This window comes from Pseudomonas sp. 382 (assembly GCF_002759075.1).
GTDB classification, from domain to species: domain Bacteria; phylum Pseudomonadota; class Gammaproteobacteria; order Pseudomonadales; family Pseudomonadaceae; genus Aquipseudomonas; species Aquipseudomonas vlassakiae.
In genome coordinates this window covers 134,063-152,343 of record NZ_PEMX01000009.1, presented here as the reverse complement: position 1 = coordinate 152,343, position 18,281 = coordinate 134,063, and the positions used below count along the sequence as shown (strand labels likewise).

At 63.5% G+C, this 18,281-nt stretch carries 17 protein-coding genes; 12 read left to right on the top strand and 5 right to left on the bottom strand.

Annotated elements, in window-relative coordinates:
- Positions 1 to 43: 43 nt before the first annotated feature.
- Both CQW31_RS13225 and CQW31_RS13220 read right to left on the bottom strand, forming a co-directional pair.
- On the bottom strand, positions 44 to 1,696 hold the full coding sequence (locus tag CQW31_RS13225) for an acyl-CoA dehydrogenase family protein (protein WP_099814659.1): 1,653 nt from the start codon (positions 1,694 to 1,696) through the stop codon (positions 44 to 46).
- Positions 1,697 to 1,838: 142 nt separating this feature from the next.
- Entirely contained in the window at positions 1,839 to 3,830 is a 1,992-nt protein-coding gene (locus CQW31_RS13220; RefSeq protein WP_099814658.1) for a hybrid sensor histidine kinase/response regulator, read from the bottom strand.
- A gap of 265 nt (positions 3,831 to 4,095) precedes the next feature.
- Here CQW31_RS13220 and CQW31_RS13215 point away from each other — a divergent pair, with 265 nt between their 5' ends.
- From CQW31_RS13215 to CQW31_RS13200, 4 genes are all read left to right on the top strand, one after another.
- Entirely contained in the window at positions 4,096 to 4,893 is a 798-nt protein-coding gene (locus CQW31_RS13215) for a hydroxymethylpyrimidine/phosphomethylpyrimidine kinase (RefSeq protein WP_054886727.1), read from the top strand.
- Positions 4,894 to 4,906: 13 nt separating this feature from the next.
- Positions 4,907 to 5,530 carry a thiamine phosphate synthase gene (thiE, locus tag CQW31_RS13210; RefSeq protein ID WP_054886726.1) on the top strand — a complete coding sequence of 208 codons (624 nt, stop codon included), beginning with the start codon at positions 4,907 to 4,909 and terminating at the stop codon, positions 5,528 to 5,530.
- A 16-nt stretch (positions 5,531 to 5,546) separates the two neighbouring features.
- Positions 5,547 to 6,830, top strand: coding sequence for a glutamate-1-semialdehyde 2,1-aminomutase (gene hemL / locus CQW31_RS13205; protein WP_099814657.1), 1,284 nt, complete (start codon positions 5,547 to 5,549; stop codon positions 6,828 to 6,830).
- Positions 6,831 to 7,085: 255 nt separating this feature from the next.
- Entirely contained in the window at positions 7,086 to 7,631 is a 546-nt protein-coding gene (locus CQW31_RS13200) for a tetratricopeptide repeat protein (RefSeq protein ID WP_054886145.1), read from the top strand.
- A 3-nt stretch (positions 7,632 to 7,634) separates the two neighbouring features.
- On the opposite strand, the gene CQW31_RS13195 is transcribed toward CQW31_RS13200, so the two are convergent.
- Positions 7,635 to 7,961 (bottom strand): DUF1820 family protein, encoded by a 327-nt coding sequence (locus CQW31_RS13195; protein WP_054886146.1) that lies wholly within the window; start codon positions 7,959 to 7,961, stop codon positions 7,635 to 7,637.
- Between the two features lie 174 nt (positions 7,962 to 8,135).
- On the opposite strand from CQW31_RS13195, the gene CQW31_RS13190 reads away from it, so the two are divergent.
- From CQW31_RS13190 to lnt, 4 genes are read left to right on the top strand one after another with little or no spacing between them, the layout of a single operon-like run.
- Positions 8,136 to 9,134: a PhoH family protein gene (locus tag CQW31_RS13190; RefSeq protein WP_054886147.1), complete on the top strand. Its 999-nt coding sequence runs from the start codon at positions 8,136 to 8,138 to the stop codon at positions 9,132 to 9,134.
- A complete protein-coding gene (gene ybeY, locus CQW31_RS13185; protein ID WP_099814656.1) occupies positions 9,127 to 9,600 on the top strand; it encodes an rRNA maturation RNase YbeY in 474 nt (157 codons plus the stop codon). The genes CQW31_RS13190 and ybeY overlap by 8 nt, the downstream gene beginning before the upstream one ends.
- 25 nt (positions 9,601 to 9,625) lie before the next feature.
- Positions 9,626 to 10,465: an HlyC/CorC family transporter gene (locus CQW31_RS13180; RefSeq protein WP_027917759.1), complete on the top strand. Its 840-nt coding sequence runs from the start codon at positions 9,626 to 9,628 to the stop codon at positions 10,463 to 10,465.
- Positions 10,466 to 10,473: 8 nt separating this feature from the next.
- A complete protein-coding gene (lnt, locus tag CQW31_RS13175; protein WP_099814655.1) occupies positions 10,474 to 11,991 on the top strand; it encodes an apolipoprotein N-acyltransferase in 1,518 nt (505 codons plus the stop codon).
- Positions 11,992 to 12,099: 108 nt separating this feature from the next.
- Here the strand turns inward: lnt and CQW31_RS13170 are convergent, their stop codons facing one another.
- Positions 12,100 to 12,861 carry a YdcF family protein gene (locus tag CQW31_RS13170; RefSeq protein ID WP_099814654.1) on the bottom strand — a complete coding sequence of 254 codons (762 nt, stop codon included), beginning with the start codon at positions 12,859 to 12,861 and terminating at the stop codon, positions 12,100 to 12,102.
- A 131-nt stretch (positions 12,862 to 12,992) separates the two neighbouring features.
- Positions 12,993 to 13,307, bottom strand: a complete 315-nt coding sequence (locus tag CQW31_RS13165) for a hypothetical protein (protein WP_054886151.1) — start codon at positions 13,305 to 13,307, stop codon at positions 12,993 to 12,995.
- 229 nt (positions 13,308 to 13,536) lie between these two features.
- Between CQW31_RS13165 and leuS the strand changes: the two genes are divergently transcribed.
- The 4 genes from leuS to arfA all read left to right on the top strand — a co-directional run bounded on the left by leuS (position 13,537) and on the right by arfA (position 18,246).
- Positions 13,537 to 16,143, top strand: a complete 2,607-nt coding sequence (leuS, locus tag CQW31_RS13160) for a leucine--tRNA ligase (RefSeq protein ID WP_054886152.1) — start codon at positions 13,537 to 13,539, stop codon at positions 16,141 to 16,143.
- A gap of 61 nt (positions 16,144 to 16,204) precedes the next feature.
- Positions 16,205 to 16,810: an LPS assembly lipoprotein LptE gene (gene lptE / locus CQW31_RS13155; protein ID WP_054886153.1), complete on the top strand. Its 606-nt coding sequence runs from the start codon at positions 16,205 to 16,207 to the stop codon at positions 16,808 to 16,810.
- Between the two features lie 37 nt (positions 16,811 to 16,847).
- On the top strand, positions 16,848 to 17,885 hold the full coding sequence (gene holA, locus CQW31_RS13150) for a DNA polymerase III subunit delta (protein ID WP_099814653.1): 1,038 nt from the start codon (positions 16,848 to 16,850) through the stop codon (positions 17,883 to 17,885).
- A 196-nt stretch (positions 17,886 to 18,081) separates the two neighbouring features.
- Positions 18,082 to 18,246: an alternative ribosome rescue factor ArfA gene (gene arfA, locus CQW31_RS13145; protein WP_054886155.1), complete on the top strand. Its 165-nt coding sequence runs from the start codon at positions 18,082 to 18,084 to the stop codon at positions 18,244 to 18,246.
- The last annotated feature ends 35 nt before the right edge of the window (positions 18,247 to 18,281 follow it).

The following is an 18,281-nucleotide window of genomic DNA, read 5'->3' as shown; positions in this document are numbered from 1 at the left end:
TGCCTTTGTTACTAAATACATCCCCGATGGTCAGCCGCCGTGTTCAGCTGGGCCAGGCGGGGGTCGCCCGCGCCACCAGTGCCTCGACATCGATGCCTCGCGGCAATGCGCCATACACCCGCCCGCCACCGTTCAGCCGGCTGCCAATGAACGCATCGCTGACCACGGCATTGCCCGCCTCCAGCAGCAGCTTGGCCTGCAACGCCAAGGCAATGTCTTCGGTCAGCTGCCGTGCCCGGTACTGGATATCGCTGGTATCGGCGAACGCCCCCTTGAGGTTGCCAATATGCGCGGCCAGGCGCGGGTCGCCATGCCCGTCGCCCAGTTCGGCGAACAGCGCATCGAGCACCCCCGGCTCCTTGGACAACGCCCGCAGCACGTCCAGGCATTGCACATTGCCGGAACCCTCCCAGGTCGAGTTGACCGGCGCTTCGCGATACAACCGCGGCAGGATGCTGTCTTCGACATAACCGGCACCGCCCAGGCACTCGGCAGCCTCGTTGATCATGGCCGGCGCCCGCTTGCAGATCCAGTACTTGCCCACCGCCGTGACCAGCCGTGCGAAGTGCGCCTGCTGCGGGTCGTCGAGCTGTTCCAGGGCCTGCCCCATGCGCAGGCTCAGGGCCAGCGCGGCCTCGCTTTCCAGCGCCAGATCAGCCAGCACGTTCTGCATCAAGGGTTGTTCGTTCAGCACCCGGCCGCCGACCTTGCGATGGGCGCAGTGGTGCGCCGCCTGGGTCAGCGCCTGGCGCATCAACGCGCTGGAGCCGACCATGCAATCGAAACGGGTCATGGCCACCATCTCGATGATGGTTGGCACGCCGCGCCCCTCCTCGCCCACCATCCACGCCAGCGCGCCACGGAACTCGACTTCGCTGGAAGCGTTGGAGCTGTTGCCCAGCTTGTTCTTCAGGCGCTGGATGTAGAACTGGTTGCGGCTGTCGTCGGGCCGATGGCGCGGCAGCAGGAAGCAGCTCAGGCCCTTGTCGGTCTGCGCCAGGGTCAGGAAGGCATCGCACATCGGTGCCGAGCAGAACCACTTGTGCCCGACCAGTTCGTAGGGCTGCCCGGGGCCGGGGCTGCCGACCGGGTAAGCACGGGTGGTATTGGCGCGCACGTCGGTACCGCCCTGCTTCTCGGTCATGGCCATGCCAAGGGTCACGCCGGCCTTGTGACGGTCACCGACGTTGCGCGGGTCGTATTCGCGGGCGAGGATCTTCGGTAGCCAGTATTCGGCCAGCTCTGGCTGCAACCGCAGCGCAGGCACGGCCGCAAAGGTCATGGTCAGCGGGCAGCCGGTACCGGCTTCGGCCTGGCTGTGCAGGTAGGTCATCGACGCCCGCGCCACGTGGGCACCGGGCCGAGGTTCGGCCCAGGGCAATGATGGCAGGCCGTGTTCGACGGCGGTGCGCATCAACTCGTGGTAGGCGGGGTGGAACTCGACCAGGTCGATGCGGTGGCCAAAGCGGTCATGGCTGCTGAATTCCGGCTTGTGCGCATTGGCCAGAAAGCCTGCTGCCATCAGCGGACCGCCGGCCAAGGCACCATAGGCGTCGATCCGCGCTTCGGCCCAACCAGCCCCGAAACGCCGCGACCATTCCTGCAGCGGCAGGTCGAGGCGGTACAGGTTGGCACCGTCGAGCGACGGTGGCTGGTTGGTGACTTCGTGGGTTTCAGCGTACTGGTGCAGGTTCATCGGGAGCTCCTGGATCCGGGCATGCGTGAAAGCCCAGTGAAGCACTCCCTGCCGGTGAGTAATAGTGACAATAATGACTAAACGTGTGGCTCAGGACTGCCAAGGGTTCGCCACAACAATTTCAGCGCCTGCAAGGCAGGCCCTAGAACCGCGTAGCCCCCGACACGGCCCGTCCCGGCGGCATCTGCACCTGGGCAATGGCGACGTTCAAGGCCAGCTCGAACCGGCTCCCAAGTCCCCGCGTCGACTCATGGGACAGCTTGGCATCAAGCAGTTCGGCCAGTTGCCGGCAGATCGACAATCCTATCCCGAGCCCGCCATAGCGGCGAGTCATCGAGCCATCGACCTGGAAGAAGCGCTGATAGAGAATAGCCTGGTCCAGATCATCGAAGCCGATGCCGCTGTCGCTGATGGTAAAGGTCAACGCCAGGCTGTCGGGGCCAAGGCGGCGCCCGCGAACTTGCATCATCACCCCACCGTGATGGGTGAACTTCAGGCCGTTGTCCACCAGGCAGCCCAGGCAGCGGGCCACTTTCTGCGCATCGCCCAGCAACTCGTCCGGCAGCTCGGCGGGGATGTCCAGGCTCAGGTACAGACCCTTGCCCAAGGCCGTTCCGGCATAACCGGCACGCAGGTCCTGCAGCGTGCGCCGCAAGCTGAACGGCAGCGCCTGCAGACGCATACGGCCGGCCTGCAGTTCGGTCAACGTGAGGATGTCGTCAACCATGTCCATCATGTCCTGGGCCGAGCCGACCGCCGTGCGGTGGTACTGGGCCATCTCGGCAGTCATGGGCAGTGTGTGCATCAGTTCCAGCGAGCCGATCACACCATTCATCGGTGTCCGCAGTTCGTGGGTAACGGTGGCGAGGAATTCATCCTTCAGGTGATTGCTCCTGGCCAGCTGCTGGTTCATCTGCTCCAACGCCTCACCGGTATCACGCAAGGTCTGTGCCTGCTGTTCGCGCATGCTGTTGATGCGGTCGGCCAGGGCCAGCGACAGCAACGCCACTTCCAGCGCCGACCCCAGCTGGCTGGAATACATGGTGATGAACTGGTTAGGCAGGTAACCCAGCACCATCAGGGTATTGACCAGCCCACCGAGCAGGAACGCCGTCCAGGCGATGATGAACCAGCGCGCCACACGCAGGCCCCGCACCCAGGCATACAAGCCGGCAGCAAAGATGCTGACGGTGAACAGCAAGGCCAGCACCGTGGCCATGCGCAAGGCGATGCCGTAGCGCATGCTCACCGACAGCACCATCACCAGTACGCCACCCAGCATCAGCAGCTGCAGCAAGCGGTCAAAGCCGCGGCTGATCTTGCCCAACTGCAGGAAGTGGCGGGCGAACTGGCACCCGAACAAGCCCGCAGCGCCGATGAACAGCGGTGTAGCGGCGTTGGCCCACCACGGGCTGTCCGGCCAGAAGTAGGCAACCCCTGCCCCGTTCACCGACACCTGATACAAGCCGAACGAGGCAATGTAGAGGATGTAGTAGAGGTAACTGACGTCTCGCACACTGAGGTAGATGAACAGGTTGTACACCGCCATTACCAGCAGTACGCCGTAGATCATGCCCAGCACATAGAGGCGGGTCGGCTGGTCTTCCAGGTACGCTTCGGCAGACCACAACGACAGCGGTGCCTGTACCGAACCCTGGCTGTGCAAGCGCAGGTAGGCGGTGGTCGACTGCCCGGGCTGCAGTGGCAGTTCGAACAGGTAATTGTTCTGGCGGATCTGGCGGCTGGCGTAGGGCAATGCGTCGCCGGTGCGCCGGGCCAGGACGAACTCGCCATCGCTGCCCGGCAGGTACAGCTCGATATGGTCCATGGGGGGGTATGCCAGCTCGAGCAGCCACTGGCGCGGTTGCGCATTGGCAGAAGCCACATAATGCAGCTCGACCTTGAGCCAGAACACCGAAGTCGAGTAACCGGCGTTCAGCACCTCCTGGTGATGTGTGCGGAAACGGCTGGCAAAGATCGGCGCGCTGACCTGGGCGATGCTCGCGCTGCCATCGCGGTCTTCGTAGACCTGCATGATCTTGCCCAAGGGAAGATGCCGAGTCGCCTCGTCGATTTCGACGGCTCCGGCCAGCACGGGCAACAAGCCCAGAAGCATAATCAGCAAATAGCGCATACAGCCCCAGCATGGCCTGTCCGGTCGCGTCGCGATGGCCCCCAATCCCTTTGAGACGACGAAATCCGGCAGAGCCCGTTTGTCGAGTTATCCGAGCACTCTAGCATAGCTTTCAAGGCTGGCCACGGGCCACTCCAATTTTCTAACAAATGGCTCTAGGACAATACTTTCAGCGCAAACACGCGAGAAAATCTGACCAATCGATCAACAAAACTCGCTTGTAGGACGATCCGCACAAAGGGGTTTGGTGGTAAGCTCGCCGCCCATGAATACCTACAGCTCCCGCCCCGTTGTCCTCTGTCTCTCCGGCCACGACCCAAGTGGCGGCGCCGGCTTGCAGGCAGATATAGAAGCCCTGCTCGCCCAAGGCTGTCACGCCGCACCTACCGTGACTGCCCTGACGGTGCAGGATACCGTCAACGTTTCCGACTTCCGTGTGCTCGACCGCGAGTGGGTCCTGGCCCAGGCCAATGCCGTGCTGGCCGACTCCACCGTCGCCGCCGTGAAGCTGGGCATGCTCGGCTCGATCGACATGGTCGACACCGTCGCCGAACTGCTCAGTGCCCACCCACACCTGCCGCTGGTCTGCGACCCGGTGCTGCGAGCCGGTGGCGGTGGCCGCCTGGGCAAGGACGAAGTTGGCTATGCCCTGCGCGAACGCCTGCTGCCGCTGGCGACCATTGCCACGCCGAACTTGCCAGAAGCGCGCATCCTGGCCGAACTCCCTGAAGGCACCGCCGACGAGTGTGCCGAGAAACTGTTGCCGTTTTGCAAAAACCTGCTGATTACTGGTGGGCACGGTGACGAGGAAGAAATCCACAATCGCCTGTACAGCCGCGACGGCCAGAGCCATACCTGGACCTGCCAGCGCCTGCCGGGCAGCTACCACGGCTCGGGCTGCACCCTGGCCAGCGCCCTGGCCGGTCGCCTGGCCCTCGGCGAGCAATTGCAAAGCGCGGTGAAAAGCGCCCTGGACTATACCTGGCGTACCCTGCGCGACGCCGAACAGCTGGGCAAAGGCCAGTACGTTCCGCGTCGCCTGCCCCTGGATTTCTGCTCCTGAGACGAGGCGTTCAATGAAGCTACGCGGTCTGTATGCAATCACCGACAGCCAGCTGCTCGCCGGCCGTTTCCTGTCCCACGTCGAAGCAGCGCTGGAAGGCGGTGTGTGCCTGCTGCAGTACCGCGACAAGGGCGATGACGCCGCCCGCCGCCTGCGCGAGGCCGAAGCACTGATGAAGCTTTGCGAACGCTACGGCACTCAGCTGATCATCAACGACGACGCCGAACTGGCCGCACGCCTGGGCGTCGGCGTACACCTGGGCCAGACCGACGGCCCGCTGACACCCGCTCGCGCCCTGCTCGGCCGCCAGGCGATCATCGGCTCCACTTGCCACGCCAGCGTCGAACTTGCCGCCCAGGCTGCCAACGAAGGTGCCAGCTACGTGGCCTTTGGCCGCTTTTTCAATTCTGTCACCAAGCCCGGTGCGCCGGCTGCCAACGTCGACCTGCTGGAGCAGGCCCGCGCCCAGGTAAAACTGCCGATCGCCGTGATCGGTGGCATCACCCTCGACAACGCCGCCCCGCTGATCGCCCACGGTGCCGATCTGCTGGCGGTCATCCACGGCTTGTTCGGTGCCGACAGCGCGCAGGAAGTCACCCGCCGCGCCCGCGCCTTCAACGCCCTGTTCGCTTCCTGATTTCGAGAGAAGACCCATGTCCCGTTCCGAAGCCCTGTTTGCCCAAGCCCAGAAGCACATCCCTGGCGGCGTCAATTCGCCGGTCCGCGCTTTCAAAAGCGTCGGCGGCACCCCACTGTTCTTCAAGCATGCCGAAGGCGCCTACGTCGTCGATGAAGATGACAAGCGCTACGTCGACTACGTCGGCTCGTGGGGCCCGATGATCCTTGGCCACGGCCACCCGGACGTACTCGATGCAGTACGTCGCCAGCTGGAACACGGCCTGTCTTACGGCGCGCCGACCGCGATGGAAACCGAGATGGCCGACCTGGTCTGCTCGCTGGTGCCGTCGATGGAAATGGTGCGCATGGTCAGCTCCGGTACCGAGGCGACGATGAGCGCCATTCGTCTGGCCCGTGGCTACACCGGTCGCGACGCCATCATCAAGTTCGAAGGCTGCTACCACGGCCACTCCGACAGCCTGCTGGTCAAGGCCGGTTCCGGCCTGCTGACCCAAGGTGTGCCAAGCTCGGCAGGCGTACCGGCAGACTTCGCCAAGCACACCCTGACCCTGCCGTTCAACGACATCGCCGCAGTCGAGAAGACCCTCGCCGAAGTCGGCCAGACCGTTGCCTGCATCATCGTTGAACCGGTGGCCGGCAACATGAACTGCGTACCGCCGGCACCCGGCTTCCTCGAAGGCCTGCGCGAGCTGTGCGACAAGCACGGTGTGGTGTTGATTTTCGACGAAGTGATGACCGGTTTCCGCGTCTCGCTCGGCGGCGCCCAGGGTTACTACGGGATCAGGCCTGACCTGTCGACCTTCGGCAAGATCGTTGGCGGCGGCATGCCGGTTGGCTGCTTCGGCGGCAAACGCGAAATCATGGGTTGCATCGCCCCGCTGGGCCCGGTGTACCAGGCCGGTACCCTGTCGGGCAACCCGCTGGCCATGGCCGCTGGCCTTACCACCCTGAAGCTGATCAGCCGCGCTGGCTTCCATGACGAGCTGACCGCCTTCACCAGCCGTATGCTCGATGGCCTGCAGCAGCGTGCCGATGCCGCGGGCGTGCCGTTCGTCACCACCCAGGCCGGCGCCATGTTCGGCCTGTACTTCAGCGGCGCCGACGACATTGTCACCTTCGACGACGTGATGGCCAGCGATGCCGAACGCTTCAAGCGCTTCTTCCACCTGATGCTCGACGGTGGCGTGTACCTGGCGCCAAGTGCGTTCGAGGCGGGCTTCACGTCGATCGCCCATGGTGAAAAAGAACTGCAGATCACCCTGGATGCGGCCGAAAAAGCCTTTGCCGCGCTGAAATAAGCCAGCACGCGGCCGCTGTAGGAGCGGCCTTGTGTCGCGAAAGGGCTGCAGAGCAGCCCCAGAGTTTTAGCGTTGACGCAGACAATGTCGGGGCCGCTTTGCGGCCCTTTCGCGACACAAGGCCGCTCCTACACAATCATCCAATCCACCAGCAAGACAGAAATTCGCGTAAAACTTTGTAAGGTTGGCGCTGCTTATCCCATAATGTGCCACCAGAGATATTGGCCGCAGCTTTGCAGAGGTAAGTCGATCCCCATGAACCGCACCGGCCGCGCCCTCACCTTGGGCTGCCTGTTGCTTCTTCAGCCCCTGCTGGCCCTGGCGGAGGGCGGTAACTCGTTGCTGATTCCGGCAACGGGGCGCTGCACGCTCAACGTTCAGCCAGAAGACCTGCAGAACGCGCTGAAAGCCTGCGAAGAAACAGCGGCGACCGGGGACGCCCAGGCACAGTTCGAGCTGGGCGAGTACTACTACACGCTTACGCCGAAAAACCTGAAGTTGGCGCTGGACTGGTTCCAGAAGGCCTCGCTGCAAGGCCACGCCGAAGCCCAGTACCGCCTTGGCGCCATGTTCTTCCATGGCGAAGGGGTAAAAGCCAACAATGTGCAGGCCTATATCCTGCTGAAGATGGCCGCGGTCAACGGCGCCGAGGATGCGCTGGACATGGCCGACGAAGTAACCGAACAGATGCCTCGCGACGAGCTTGAGCACGCCACCCAGGTGCTTGGCCAGATCTTCCGCAAGTACCTGCTGGAACTGCAGAACGCCGAAGGACGCACACCGTTCTCGCCGCTGCCCTGATGCTTACCGCTCCGGCATCGGCATGGGGAACGGCATCACATTGCCGCTGACCTTCGCCTCGCTGATCTTGGCCGTGCCCAGGCGCTCCACTTCATCGATCCGCACGATCGAATGCATCGGTACGAAACTGCGGATCACCCCTTCGAACTGATTCTTGAGCTTCTCTTCGCTTGGGTCGACCACCACCTGGGTGCGTTCGCCGAAAACGAACTCCTCGATTTCCAGAAAGCCCCACAGGTCGCTCTGGTAGATCTGCTTGGCATACATCTCGAAGACCTGCCCCTGGTTGAGGAAGATCACTTTGTAGATGGCGGGTTCGCGTTTGCTCATGTTCGGCGGGATAACACATGCGTAAGAAAAGGCGCGCATCATAGCAGAGCGGGCCCCGGCCCGGGCGGGTACACAGCCTGAACCAACCCTTGATCGTTTCAGTGCTTTCGCCACTGCCCTTCAAGGGTTATTCTTGAGTTCACATTCATTGCCGTCGAGCGGCTAAAAACGACCTTGAACGCACCCATACAACCTCATCGTTTCATCCTCGAACCCTTCGAGGCCCACCGTTTCGCCAACTTGTGCGGCCAGTTCGACGAGCACCTGCGCCTGATCGAACAACGCCTGGCCATCGAAATCCGCAATCGCGGCAACCAATTCGAGCTGATCGGCGAACCCAAGACCACTTCCGCTGCCGAGCAACTGCTGCGCCGCCTCTACCGCGAGACCAAGGCCACGGACCTGTCGCCGGAAACCGTGCACCTGTACCTGCAGGAGTCGACGGTAGAGAACATCGACAATCCTGCGGTCAATGAAGTCAGCGTCTCGCTGCGCACGCGCAAGGGCAATATTCGCCCGCGCGGCGTCAACCAGCAGCGCTACGTCAAGGAAATCCTCGGCAACGACATCAACTTCGGCATCGGCCCGGCCGGTACCGGCAAGACTTACCTTGCCGTGGCCTGCGCCGTCGACGCCCTGGAGCGTGAGCAAGTGCGCCGCATCCTGCTGGTACGCCCGGCGGTCGAGGCGGGCGAAAAGCTCGGTTTCCTGCCTGGCGACCTGGCCCAGAAGATCGACCCGTACCTGCGCCCGCTGTACGACGCGCTGTACGAGATGCTCGGCTTCGAACATGTGGCCAAGCTGATCGAGCGCCAGGTGATCGAGATCGCCCCGCTGGCCTACATGCGCGGCCGCACCCTGAACAATAGCTTCATCATCCTCGACGAAAGCCAGAACACCACGCTGGAACAGATGAAGATGTTCCTTACCCGTATCGGCTTCGGCTCGACAGCGGTGATCACCGGTGATATCACCCAGGTCGACCTGCCCCGTGGCACCAAGTCGGGCCTTGCCCATGTGATCGAGGTGCTCAGGGACGTACCGGGGATCAGCTTCACCCACTTCCAACCCAAAGATGTGGTTCGTCACCCACTGGTGCAGCGTATCGTCGAGGCTTATGACCGCTTCGATGCCCGCCAGGCCAAGCCCGAGGCACCCGGCAAAGATGCTTGAACTTGACCTGCAACGGGCCACGGATGCTGCCGCCCCGGACGACGCCGCCTTCCGCCGCTGGTGCGAACTGGCCTTGCGCCAGCGCACGGCCGATTCGGAAATGACCATTCGTCTGGTCGACGAAGGCGAAGGCCGCGAACTCAACCACACCTACCGGCACAAGGACTACGCGACCAATGTGCTGTCGTTCCCGGCCGACGTGCCGGATGACCTGCTCGATATCCCGCTGTTGGGCGACCTGGTGATCTGCGTGCCAGTGGTCGAGCGCGAGGCGGCCGAACAGGGCAAATCGCTGGAAGCGCACTGGGCGCACCTGGTCATCCACGGCTGCCTTCACTTGCTCGGCTACGACCACATCGAAGACGACGAGGCCGAGGAAATGGAAGCGCTGGAACGGGAATTGCTGGCGGAACTGGGTCACCCTGACCCGTACGCCGACGATGAAAACGAACCTCTCACACACTGATACACGAAGGATCACGAGAACCGCCATGAGCGAAGATCGATCGAGCAACGGGCAGAAGTCCTGGCTGGGTAAACTGACCCAGGCTTTTGCCCATGAGCCGAAAAACCGCCAGGAGCTCCTTGAGCTGCTGCGCGAAGCCCATCAGAACAAGCTGCTCGACAGCGAAGCGCTGACCATCGTCGAAGGTGCCATCCAGGTCGCCGACCTGCAGGTACGCGACATCATGGTCCCGCGCTCGCAAATGATCAGCATCAAGGCGACCCAATCGCCGCGCGAGTTCCTCCCGGCCGTCATCGACGCTGCCCACTCGCGCTACCCGGTGATCGGTGAAAGCCACGACGATGTGCTCGGGATCCTGCTGGCCAAGGACCTGCTGCCGCTGATCCTCAAAGAGAACGGCGACAGCTTCAACATCAAGGACCTGCTGCGCCCGGCCACCTTCGTGCCGGAGTCCAAGCGCCTGAACGTGCTGCTGCGCGAGTTCCGCGCCAACCACAACCACATGGCCATCGTTATCGACGAATACGGCGGCGTGGCGGGCCTGGTGACCATCGAGGACGTGCTGGAGCAGATCGTCGGTGACATCGAGGACGAGCATGACGTCGAGGAAGACAGCTACATCAAGCCGCTACCGAGCGGTGACTTCCTGGTCAAAGCGCTGACCCCGATCGACAACTTCAACGAGTTTTTCGACAGCGAATTCTCGGATGACGAGTTCGACACCGTCGGCGGCCTGGTGATGAGCGCCTTCGGCCACCTGCCCAAGCGCAACGAGACCACCGAAATCGGCGCCTACAAGTTCCGTATTCTCAATGCCGACAGCCGGCGGATACACTTGCTGCGCCTTACCCCGATCACCCGCTAAGGACAAACATGCGTTGGATCACCCGCCCCGGCTGGCCCGGTAATTTGCTGGCCCTGGCGGCCGGCGCATCGACCCTCCTGGCCCTGGCGCCGTTCGATATCTGGCCGCTGGCCCTGCTGTCAATCGCCCTGCTCTACCTTGGCCTGCGCGAGCTCAGCCCGCGCCAGGCCATGTGGCGTGGCTGGTGGTTCGGCTTTGGCCTCTATGGCGCAGGCACGTGGTGGATCTACGTCAGCATGAATACCTACGGCGGCGCCTCGCCGTTGTTGGCGATCGCCTTGCTGCTGGCGTTCTTCGCCGCCCTCGCCTGGTTCTTCGCCCTGCCCACCTGGCTGTGGGCACGCTGGTTCAGGCGCAACGAGGCGCCTCTGGCCGATGCCCTGTGCTTCGCCGCCCTGTGGCTGCTGCAAGAGGCCTTCCGTGGCTGGTTCCTGACTGGCTTCCCTTGGCTGTATGCCGGTTACAGCCAGCTCGACGGCCCGCTGTCGGGCCTTGCGCCGCTAGGTGGCGTGTGGCTGATTTCCTTCGCCCTGGCGCTGAGCGCCGCGCTGCTGTGCAACCTGCAGCGCCTGCGCGAACGCCCATCGTTCCTTGCCATCGGCGCGGTGCTGCTGCTGGCGCCATGGGTGATCGGCATGGCCCTCAAGGGCCACGCCTGGACCACGCCGGCGGGCGACCCGCTCAAGGTTGCGGCCCTGCAGGGCAACGTCGAGCAGGACCTGAAGTGGGACCCGGCCCACATCGACGCGCAACTGGCGCTGTACCGCGACATGAGCTTCAGCTCCAGACCGGTTGACCTGCTGGTGTGGCCGGAAACCGCCGTGCCAGTGCTCAAGGACCAGGCTCAAGGCTATATCGATGTGATGGGCCGCTTTGCTGCCGACCGGCACTCGGCGCTGATCACCGGTGTCCCCGTCCGTGAAGTGGTGCATCACCAGCGCCGTTATTACAACGGCGTCACCGCAACCGGCGAAGGCGACGGCACTTACCTCAAGCAGAAACTGGTGCCGTTTGGCGAGTACGTGCCGTTGCAGGACATGCTTCGCGGCGCGATCGAGTTCTTCAACCTGCCGATGTCGGACTTTGCCCGCGGCCCCGCGGACCAGCCACTGCTGCAAGCCAAGGGCTACCAGGTTGCCCCGTTCATCTGCTACGAAGTGGTCTATCCCGAGTTCGCTGCTGGCCTGGCGGCACGCAGTGACCTGCTGCTGACCATCAGCAACGACACCTGGTTCGGTACCTCGATCGGCCCTCTGCAGCACCTGCAGATGGCGCAGATGCGTGCACTGGAAGCCGGCCGCTGGATGATCCGCGCCACCAACAATGGTGTAACCGCACTGATCGACCCGTTTGGCAAGATCACCGCCCAAGTGCCGCAGTTCCAGCGGGCGGTGCTGTATGGCGAAGTGGTGCCAATGCAGCAGCTGACGCCTTATCTGCAGTGGCGGTCCTGGCCGCTGGCGATTCTTTGCGTGCTGTTGCTGGGCTGGGCCCTGCTGGCGAGCCGTATCGCCAAGACAGTCTGATTCAGCCTGCACCGGCCTGTTCGCGGGCACGCCCGCTCCCACAGGGTTCCGCGCTCCCATGTGGAAGCGGGCGTGCCCGCGAAGAGGCCGGCATTGGCGACACAAGGCTCAGTAGAACAACCGATACCCCACCAACCCCACCGCTTCATTGAGCAACTGCCCGCTTTGCCACATGGCCCGGCTCTCGGGCAGCAACCCTCCGAACGGCCGTGCATGATCGCGCCCCAGGAACCCCACCGGTGCCGGCACCACCTCGAACCCGGCCCGCTCGAAGCTCCAGCGTGAGCGCTGCATGTGCCACGCCTGGGTCACCACCACCACGCGGCGCATACCCAGCGGCTGCAACACCTTGGCGCTCAGCTGGGCGTTCTCCCAGGTGGTACGACTGGCTTCTTCCTTCCATTTCACCTCGACGGCGAAATCTTCGCGCAGGCGATCCGCCATCAGCTGTGCTTCGCTAGGCGGCGTACCGTAATGCAAGCCACCGCTGGTCAGCACCGGCAACCCCGAGGCTTTCGCCAGCCGAGCAGCAAAACGCATGCGCTCAAGGGCCGTCGCCGTGGGCTGGTCACCACCACCCCAGGCCGGATCACCGCGTTCGCGCCCCGCGCCAAGCACGACGATGGCATCTGCCCTGCTCGCCAGGCCGGTCCAATCCGCTGTCGCCAGGGGCGGCTCGGTTTCCAGGAGATGGGCAGACTCTTGCACCACCAGCGGCAAACTCATGAGCCACAGGCCTCCCAGCCCCATGACAAAACACAGCGTCGCCAACTGCGGCCGCCTTCTGCGCAACCACCAGGCCGCGAGCAGCAGCAGAAACAGGACGCCAGGCGGCATCAGCCATTGCTTGAAGAAAAACCGGATCGGCATCGACACACCTCCATGGAAGGCGTGCAGCCTATAAAGGATCGACGCCGGTCAACAAGCCCGGGCCGGCGTCGATCATGGGAAGTGTGTTGTAGAACCGGCGGGCGATTGCCTGCGCCTGGCGTCCTGAACGGCTAGCGATGCGGCAGCCTCCTGGAACTCGCCGAGTTGGCGGGGCGTCTCTTGTCCTTGAGCCAGATGATCTTGGCCGTGGCCGGTTCCGCTTGCGGGAATGTACCGGCACAGGCATTACGGCGTTCCGGGAGGGACTCCAGGTAAGCCTTGATCACTTCGAACTCTGCATGGCTCAAGCCACGCAACTCCAGCTCGGCTGGCATCTCGTCGCGTAATCTTACCGAGGTCCTGGCGACTTCCAGTGCCAGGCCAAGACGGTCGATCAGGCGTTCGTAAAGCTCCGGTTTGATTGCGGGTAGCTGCGTCTCTCCCATCCGTTCACCTCATTGAAGATAAAGATTATCTCCCCCCACACCTGAGCTTAGCGTCGCTGTAAAAAGCAGCCGGATGCCGCGACCAGCGGGCATTCGCAATCAAGGTTTCCCACGATGCGCGGCGCTGCTGTATGCTACGGCGTTCACTCTAAAACGACACCGGAGTGCCGGACGCAGCGAGGTTCCGCTGCCTGGAACAAGGTCTCTTCTCTCTCAGCAAAAAGTAGCCATGCACGAACAATACACGCCCCGTGATATCGAAGCCGCCGCCCAGAAATTCTGGGACGAGCAACAATCGTTCGCTGTTACCGAACAGCCAGGCAAAGACACGTACTACTGCCTGTCGATGTTCCCGTACCCGAGCGGCAAGCTACACATGGGCCACGTGCGCAACTACACCATCGGTGACGTGATCGCCCGTTACCAGCGCATGCTGGGCAAGAACGTCCTGCAGCCGATGGGCTGGGACGCCTTCGGCATGCCCGCGGAAAACGCGGCAATGAAGAACAACGTCGCCCCGGCCAAGTGGACTTACGAGAACATCGACTACATGAAGACCCAGCTCAAGAGCCTGGGCCTGGCCATCGATTGGGCGCGTGAAGTCACCACCTGCAAGCCGGATTACTACCGCTGGGAACAGTGGCTGTTCACCCGCCTGTTCGAGAAAGGCATCATCTACCGCAAGAACGGGACCGTGAACTGGGACCCGGCCGACCAGACCGTACTGGCCAACGAGCAGGTCATCGACGGCCGCGGCTGGCGTTCCGGCGCGCTGATCGAGAAGCGCGAAATCCCGATGTACTACTTCCGCATCACCGACTACGCCGACGAGTTGCTGGAAAGCCTCGACGAACTGCCGGGCTGGCCAGAGCAGGTCAAGACCATGCAGCGCAACTGGATCGGCAAGTCGCGTGGCATGGAAGTGCAGTTCCCGTATGACAAGGCCAGCATCGGCCACGAAGGCACCCTCAAGGTCTTCACCACCCGTCCCGACACCCTGATGGGCGCCACTTACGTCGCCGTTGCCGCCGAGCACCCGCTGGCCACCCAGGCCGCCCAGGGCAACCCGGCCCTGCAGGCGTTCATCGACGAATGCAAGAGCGGCAGCGTCGCCGAGGCCGACATGGCCACCCAGGAGAAGAAGGGCATGCCCACTTCCTTGTTCGTCGAGCACCCGCTGACCGGCGAGAAGCTGCCGGTCTGGGTCGCCAACTACGTGCTGATGCACTACGGCGATGGCGCCGTGATGGCCGTCCCTGCCCACGACGAGCGCGACTTCGAGTTCGCCCGCAAGTACAATCTGCCGGTCAAGGCCGTGGTGCGCACCAGCGCCGGTGATGACGTCGGCAGCGAATGGCTGGCCGCCTATGGCGAGCATGGCCAGCTGATCAACTCCGCCGAGTTCGACGGCCTGGACTTCGCCGGCGCCTTCGACGCCATCGAAGCCGCCCTGATCCGCAAGGAGCTGGGCAAATCTCGCACCCAGTTCCGCCTGCGCGACTGGGGCATCAGCCGCCAGCGCTACTGGGGCTGCCCGATCCCGATCATCCACTGCCCATCGTGCGGCGACGTACCCGTGCCGGAAGACCAGCTGCCGGTCACCCTGCCGGAAAACGTGGTGCCGGACGGTGCCGGTTCGCCGCTGGCGCGCATGCCTGAGTTCTACGAGTGCAGCTGCCCGAAATGCGGTGCTGCGGCCAAGCGCGAAACCGACACCATGGACACCTTCGTCGAGTCGTCCTGGTATTTCGCCCGCTACGCTTCGCCGAACTACGAAGGTGGCATGGTCGACCCGAAAGCAGCCAACCACTGGCTGCCGGTCGACCAGTACATCGGCGGTATCGAGCACGCGATCCTGCACCTGCTGTACGCGCGCTTCTTCCACAAGCTGATGCGCGACGAGGGCCTGGTGACCTCCAACGAGCCGTTCAAGAACCTGCTGACCCAGGGCATGGTGGTCGCCGAGACTTACTACCGCGTAGCCAGCAACGGCGGCAAGGACTGGTTCAACCCGGCCGACGTCGAAATCGAACGCGATGCCAAGGCCAAGATCATCGGTGCCCGCCTGAAGACCGATGGCCTGCCGGTGGAAATCGGCGGCACCGAAAAGATGTCGAAGTCGAAGAACAACGGCGTCGACCCGCAGTCGATGATCGACCAGTACGGCGCCGACACCTGCCGCCTGTTCATGATGTTCGCCTCGCCACCTGACGCGAGCCTGGAGTGGTCCGACTCCGGCGTCGAAGGTGCAAGCCGCTTCCTGCGCCGCGTCTGGCGCCTGGCCCAGGCTCACGTCGCACAAGGCCTGCCGGGCAAGCTGGACGTCGCCGCACTGGACGATGCACAGAAGGTCATCCGCCGCGCCATCCACGCCGCGATCAAACAGGCCAGCACCGATGTCGGCCAGTTCCACAAGTTCAACACCGCCATCGCCCAGGTGATGACCGTGATGAACGTGCTGGAAAAGGCCCCGCAGGCCACCGAACAGGACCGCGCCCTGCTGCAGGAAGGCCTGGAGGCCGTGACCCTGCTGCTGGCACCGATCACTCCGCACATTTCCCACGAACTGTGGAAGCAGCTGGGCCACGACCAGGCTGTCATCGACGCAGGCTGGCCGACAGTCGACGAGAGCGCCCTGGTGCAGGACAGCATCACCCTGGTGGTGCAGGTCAACGGCAAGCTGCGCGGCCAGGTTGAAATGCCAGCCGCCGCCAGCCGCGAGGAAGTCGAAGCCGCTGCCCGCAGCAACGAAAACGTCCTGCGCTTCATCGATGGCCTGACAATCCGCAAGGTTATCGTGGTACCGGGCAAACTGGTCAACATCGTCGCCAACTGATGGCAACGCCCACCCGCATCCGGTGCGGGTGGGCGGTATCGGCCCACAAGGGAGCAACAACATGATCAAACGCAATCTGCTGGTAATGGGCCTGGCTGTCCTGCTCAGCGCCTGCGGTTTCCAGCTGCGCGGCACCGGCACCAACGACCTGCGCGTCAAGGAGATGGACGTCAGTGCGCGCAACGCCTACGGCCAGACCGTGGTGCAACTGCGCCAGGTACTTGAGCGCAGTGGCGTCAACGTGCATGCGGGCGCGCCTTATCGCCTGGTACTGACCAACGAGCAGGAAAGCTCTCGCTCGGCGAGCTACTCCGGCGGCAACAGCACTGCCGAGTACGAGCTCACCACCACGCTCAGCTACAGCATCCTCGGCCTGAACAACCTCGAACTGTTGAGCAACAAGGTAGAAGCACGCAAGGTGTACGTGCGTGACGGTGGCAATATCACCGGCTCCGATCAGGAAGCCCTGCGAGCACGCGAAGAAATGCGCCGCGACCTGGTGCAGTCGATGGTTTCGCGCCTGCAACAGCTGAGCCCTGCGCAGCTCGATGAGTTGCAGCGCAAGGCCGACGCACGCGCCAAGGCCGAAGCCGATGCACTGGAAGCTGCACGCCGCCAACAGGCCGAGACGCCGCAGCAGTCCCCCATGGAAATCCCGGGCAACTAAGCCCGAAACGGGGCACTCCGGTGCCCCGCCTGCTCCCATGAAGCTCGCCCCCGCCCAACTCAACAAGCACCTGCAAGGTAGCCTGGCCCCGGTCTACGTGGTCAGTGGCGACGACCCGCTGCTGTGCCAGGAAGCCGCCGATGCCATCCGCAATGCGGCGCGCCAGCAGGGGTTTGACGAACGCCAGGTGTTCAGCGCTGACGCCAATTTCGACTGGGGTACCCTGCTGCAAGCGGGTGCCAGCCTGTCGCTATTCGCCCAGCGGCGCCTGCTGGAGCTGCGCCTGCCGTCGGGCAAGCCCGGTGACAAGGGCGCTGCGGCACTCATGGAATATTGCGCCAAGCCCGCCGAAGACACCCTGCTGCTGATCAGCCTGCCCAAGCTCGACGGCAGCGCGCAAAAGACCAAGTGGGGCAAGGCACTGATCGAAGGTGCCCACTGTCAGTTCATCCAGATCTGGCCGGTGGATCCCCAGCAATTACCCCAGTGGATCAACCAGCGCCTGTCCCAGGCCGGGTTGTCGGCGCAACGCGATGCCGTCGATCTGATCGCCGCACGGGTAGAAGGCAACTTGCTGGCCGCCGCCCAAGAGATCGAAAAGCTCAAGCTGCTGGCAGAGGGCAACCAGATCACCGTCGAGACGGTACAGGCTGCGGTTGCCGACAGTGCGCGCTTCGATGTCTTCGGCTTGGTGGACGCCATTCTCAATGGTGAGGCCGCACATGCACTGCGCATGCTTGAAGGGCTGCGCGGCGAGGGTGTGGAACCGCCGGTGATTCTCTGGGCGTTGGCGCGTGAGCTGCGCCTGCTGGCCGGGCTGGCCCAGCAGTTCAGCCAAGGTGTACCGCTGGACAAGGCCTTCAGCCAGGCGCGCCCGCCCGTGTGGGACAAGCGCCGACCGCTGGTCAGCAAAGCGCTTCAGCGCCTCTCGGCGCAGCGCTGGGCGCAGTTGCTGCAGGATGCCCAACGTATCGATGCGCAAATCAAGGGACAGGCCGAGGGCTCGCCCTGGACCGGGTTGTCGCGATTGGCACTGTTGATGGCCGGGCAGCGCCTGGTACTTCCTTCGCAATAGCTGAGGGCGCATTGCGCCCTTTTCGCGACACAAGGCCGCGCCTACAACGAACCGCGTTCCCCTGTAGGAGCGGCCTTGTGTCGCGAAAGGGGCGCGAAGCGGCTCCAGAATCTCAGCCATAAAGACAATCAATTGGCTCCACCCAGCCCCAAGCCCTAAAGTCCGCCCCGAAACCTACCCTAGCCGGGATCCCGCCATGAGCAAAAAGCCGAAAAAGCACGGCCACAACAAGGCCAAATCTATCATCGCCCAACCCTTGTTCCGCTGCCGCCAGGAACAACCGGAAAAAGGCAAGGGCAGCTACCGCCGCAAAGCCTTCCAATCGAGAGATTGGGAGGCTTCTTACTTTTTGGCCGCATGAAAGCATCGCAGGCGCAGGCATGGTATGGTCGGCAC

What these genes read in the sequence shown, in the direction of transcription:
- CQW31_RS13170 (WP_099814654.1), bottom strand. Translation starts at nt 12,861, where the DNA reads ATGCCGATCCGGTTTTTCTTCAAGCAATGGCTGATGCCGCCTGGCGTC.
- CQW31_RS13225 (WP_099814659.1), bottom strand. Translation starts at nt 1,696, where the DNA reads ATGAACCTGCACCAGTACGCTGAAACCCACGAAGTCACCAACCAGCCA.
- CQW31_RS13215 (WP_054886727.1), top strand. Translation starts at nt 4,096, where the DNA reads ATGAATACCTACAGCTCCCGCCCCGTTGTCCTCTGTCTCTCCGGCCAC.
- CQW31_RS13220 (WP_099814658.1), bottom strand. Translation starts at nt 3,830, where the DNA reads ATGCGCTATTTGCTGATTATGCTTCTGGGCTTGTTGCCCGTGCTGGCC.
- CQW31_RS13165 (WP_054886151.1), bottom strand. Translation starts at nt 13,307, where the DNA reads ATGGGAGAGACGCAGCTACCCGCAATCAAACCGGAGCTTTACGAACGC.
- CQW31_RS13180 (WP_027917759.1), top strand. Translation starts at nt 9,626, where the DNA reads ATGAGCGAAGATCGATCGAGCAACGGGCAGAAGTCCTGGCTGGGTAAA.
- lptE (WP_054886153.1), top strand. Translation starts at nt 16,205, where the DNA reads ATGATCAAACGCAATCTGCTGGTAATGGGCCTGGCTGTCCTGCTCAGC.
- holA (WP_099814653.1), top strand. Translation starts at nt 16,848, where the DNA reads ATGAAGCTCGCCCCCGCCCAACTCAACAAGCACCTGCAAGGTAGCCTG.
- hemL (WP_099814657.1), top strand. Translation starts at nt 5,547, where the DNA reads ATGTCCCGTTCCGAAGCCCTGTTTGCCCAAGCCCAGAAGCACATCCCT.
- CQW31_RS13200 (WP_054886145.1), top strand. Translation starts at nt 7,086, where the DNA reads ATGAACCGCACCGGCCGCGCCCTCACCTTGGGCTGCCTGTTGCTTCTT.
- leuS (WP_054886152.1), top strand. Translation starts at nt 13,537, where the DNA reads ATGCACGAACAATACACGCCCCGTGATATCGAAGCCGCCGCCCAGAAA.
- lnt (WP_099814655.1), top strand. Translation starts at nt 10,474, where the DNA reads ATGCGTTGGATCACCCGCCCCGGCTGGCCCGGTAATTTGCTGGCCCTG.
- ybeY (WP_099814656.1), top strand. Translation starts at nt 9,127, where the DNA reads ATGCTTGAACTTGACCTGCAACGGGCCACGGATGCTGCCGCCCCGGAC.
- arfA (WP_054886155.1), top strand. Translation starts at nt 18,082, where the DNA reads ATGAGCAAAAAGCCGAAAAAGCACGGCCACAACAAGGCCAAATCTATC.
- thiE (WP_054886726.1), top strand. Translation starts at nt 4,907, where the DNA reads ATGAAGCTACGCGGTCTGTATGCAATCACCGACAGCCAGCTGCTCGCC.
- CQW31_RS13195 (WP_054886146.1), bottom strand. Translation starts at nt 7,961, where the DNA reads ATGAGCAAACGCGAACCCGCCATCTACAAAGTGATCTTCCTCAACCAG.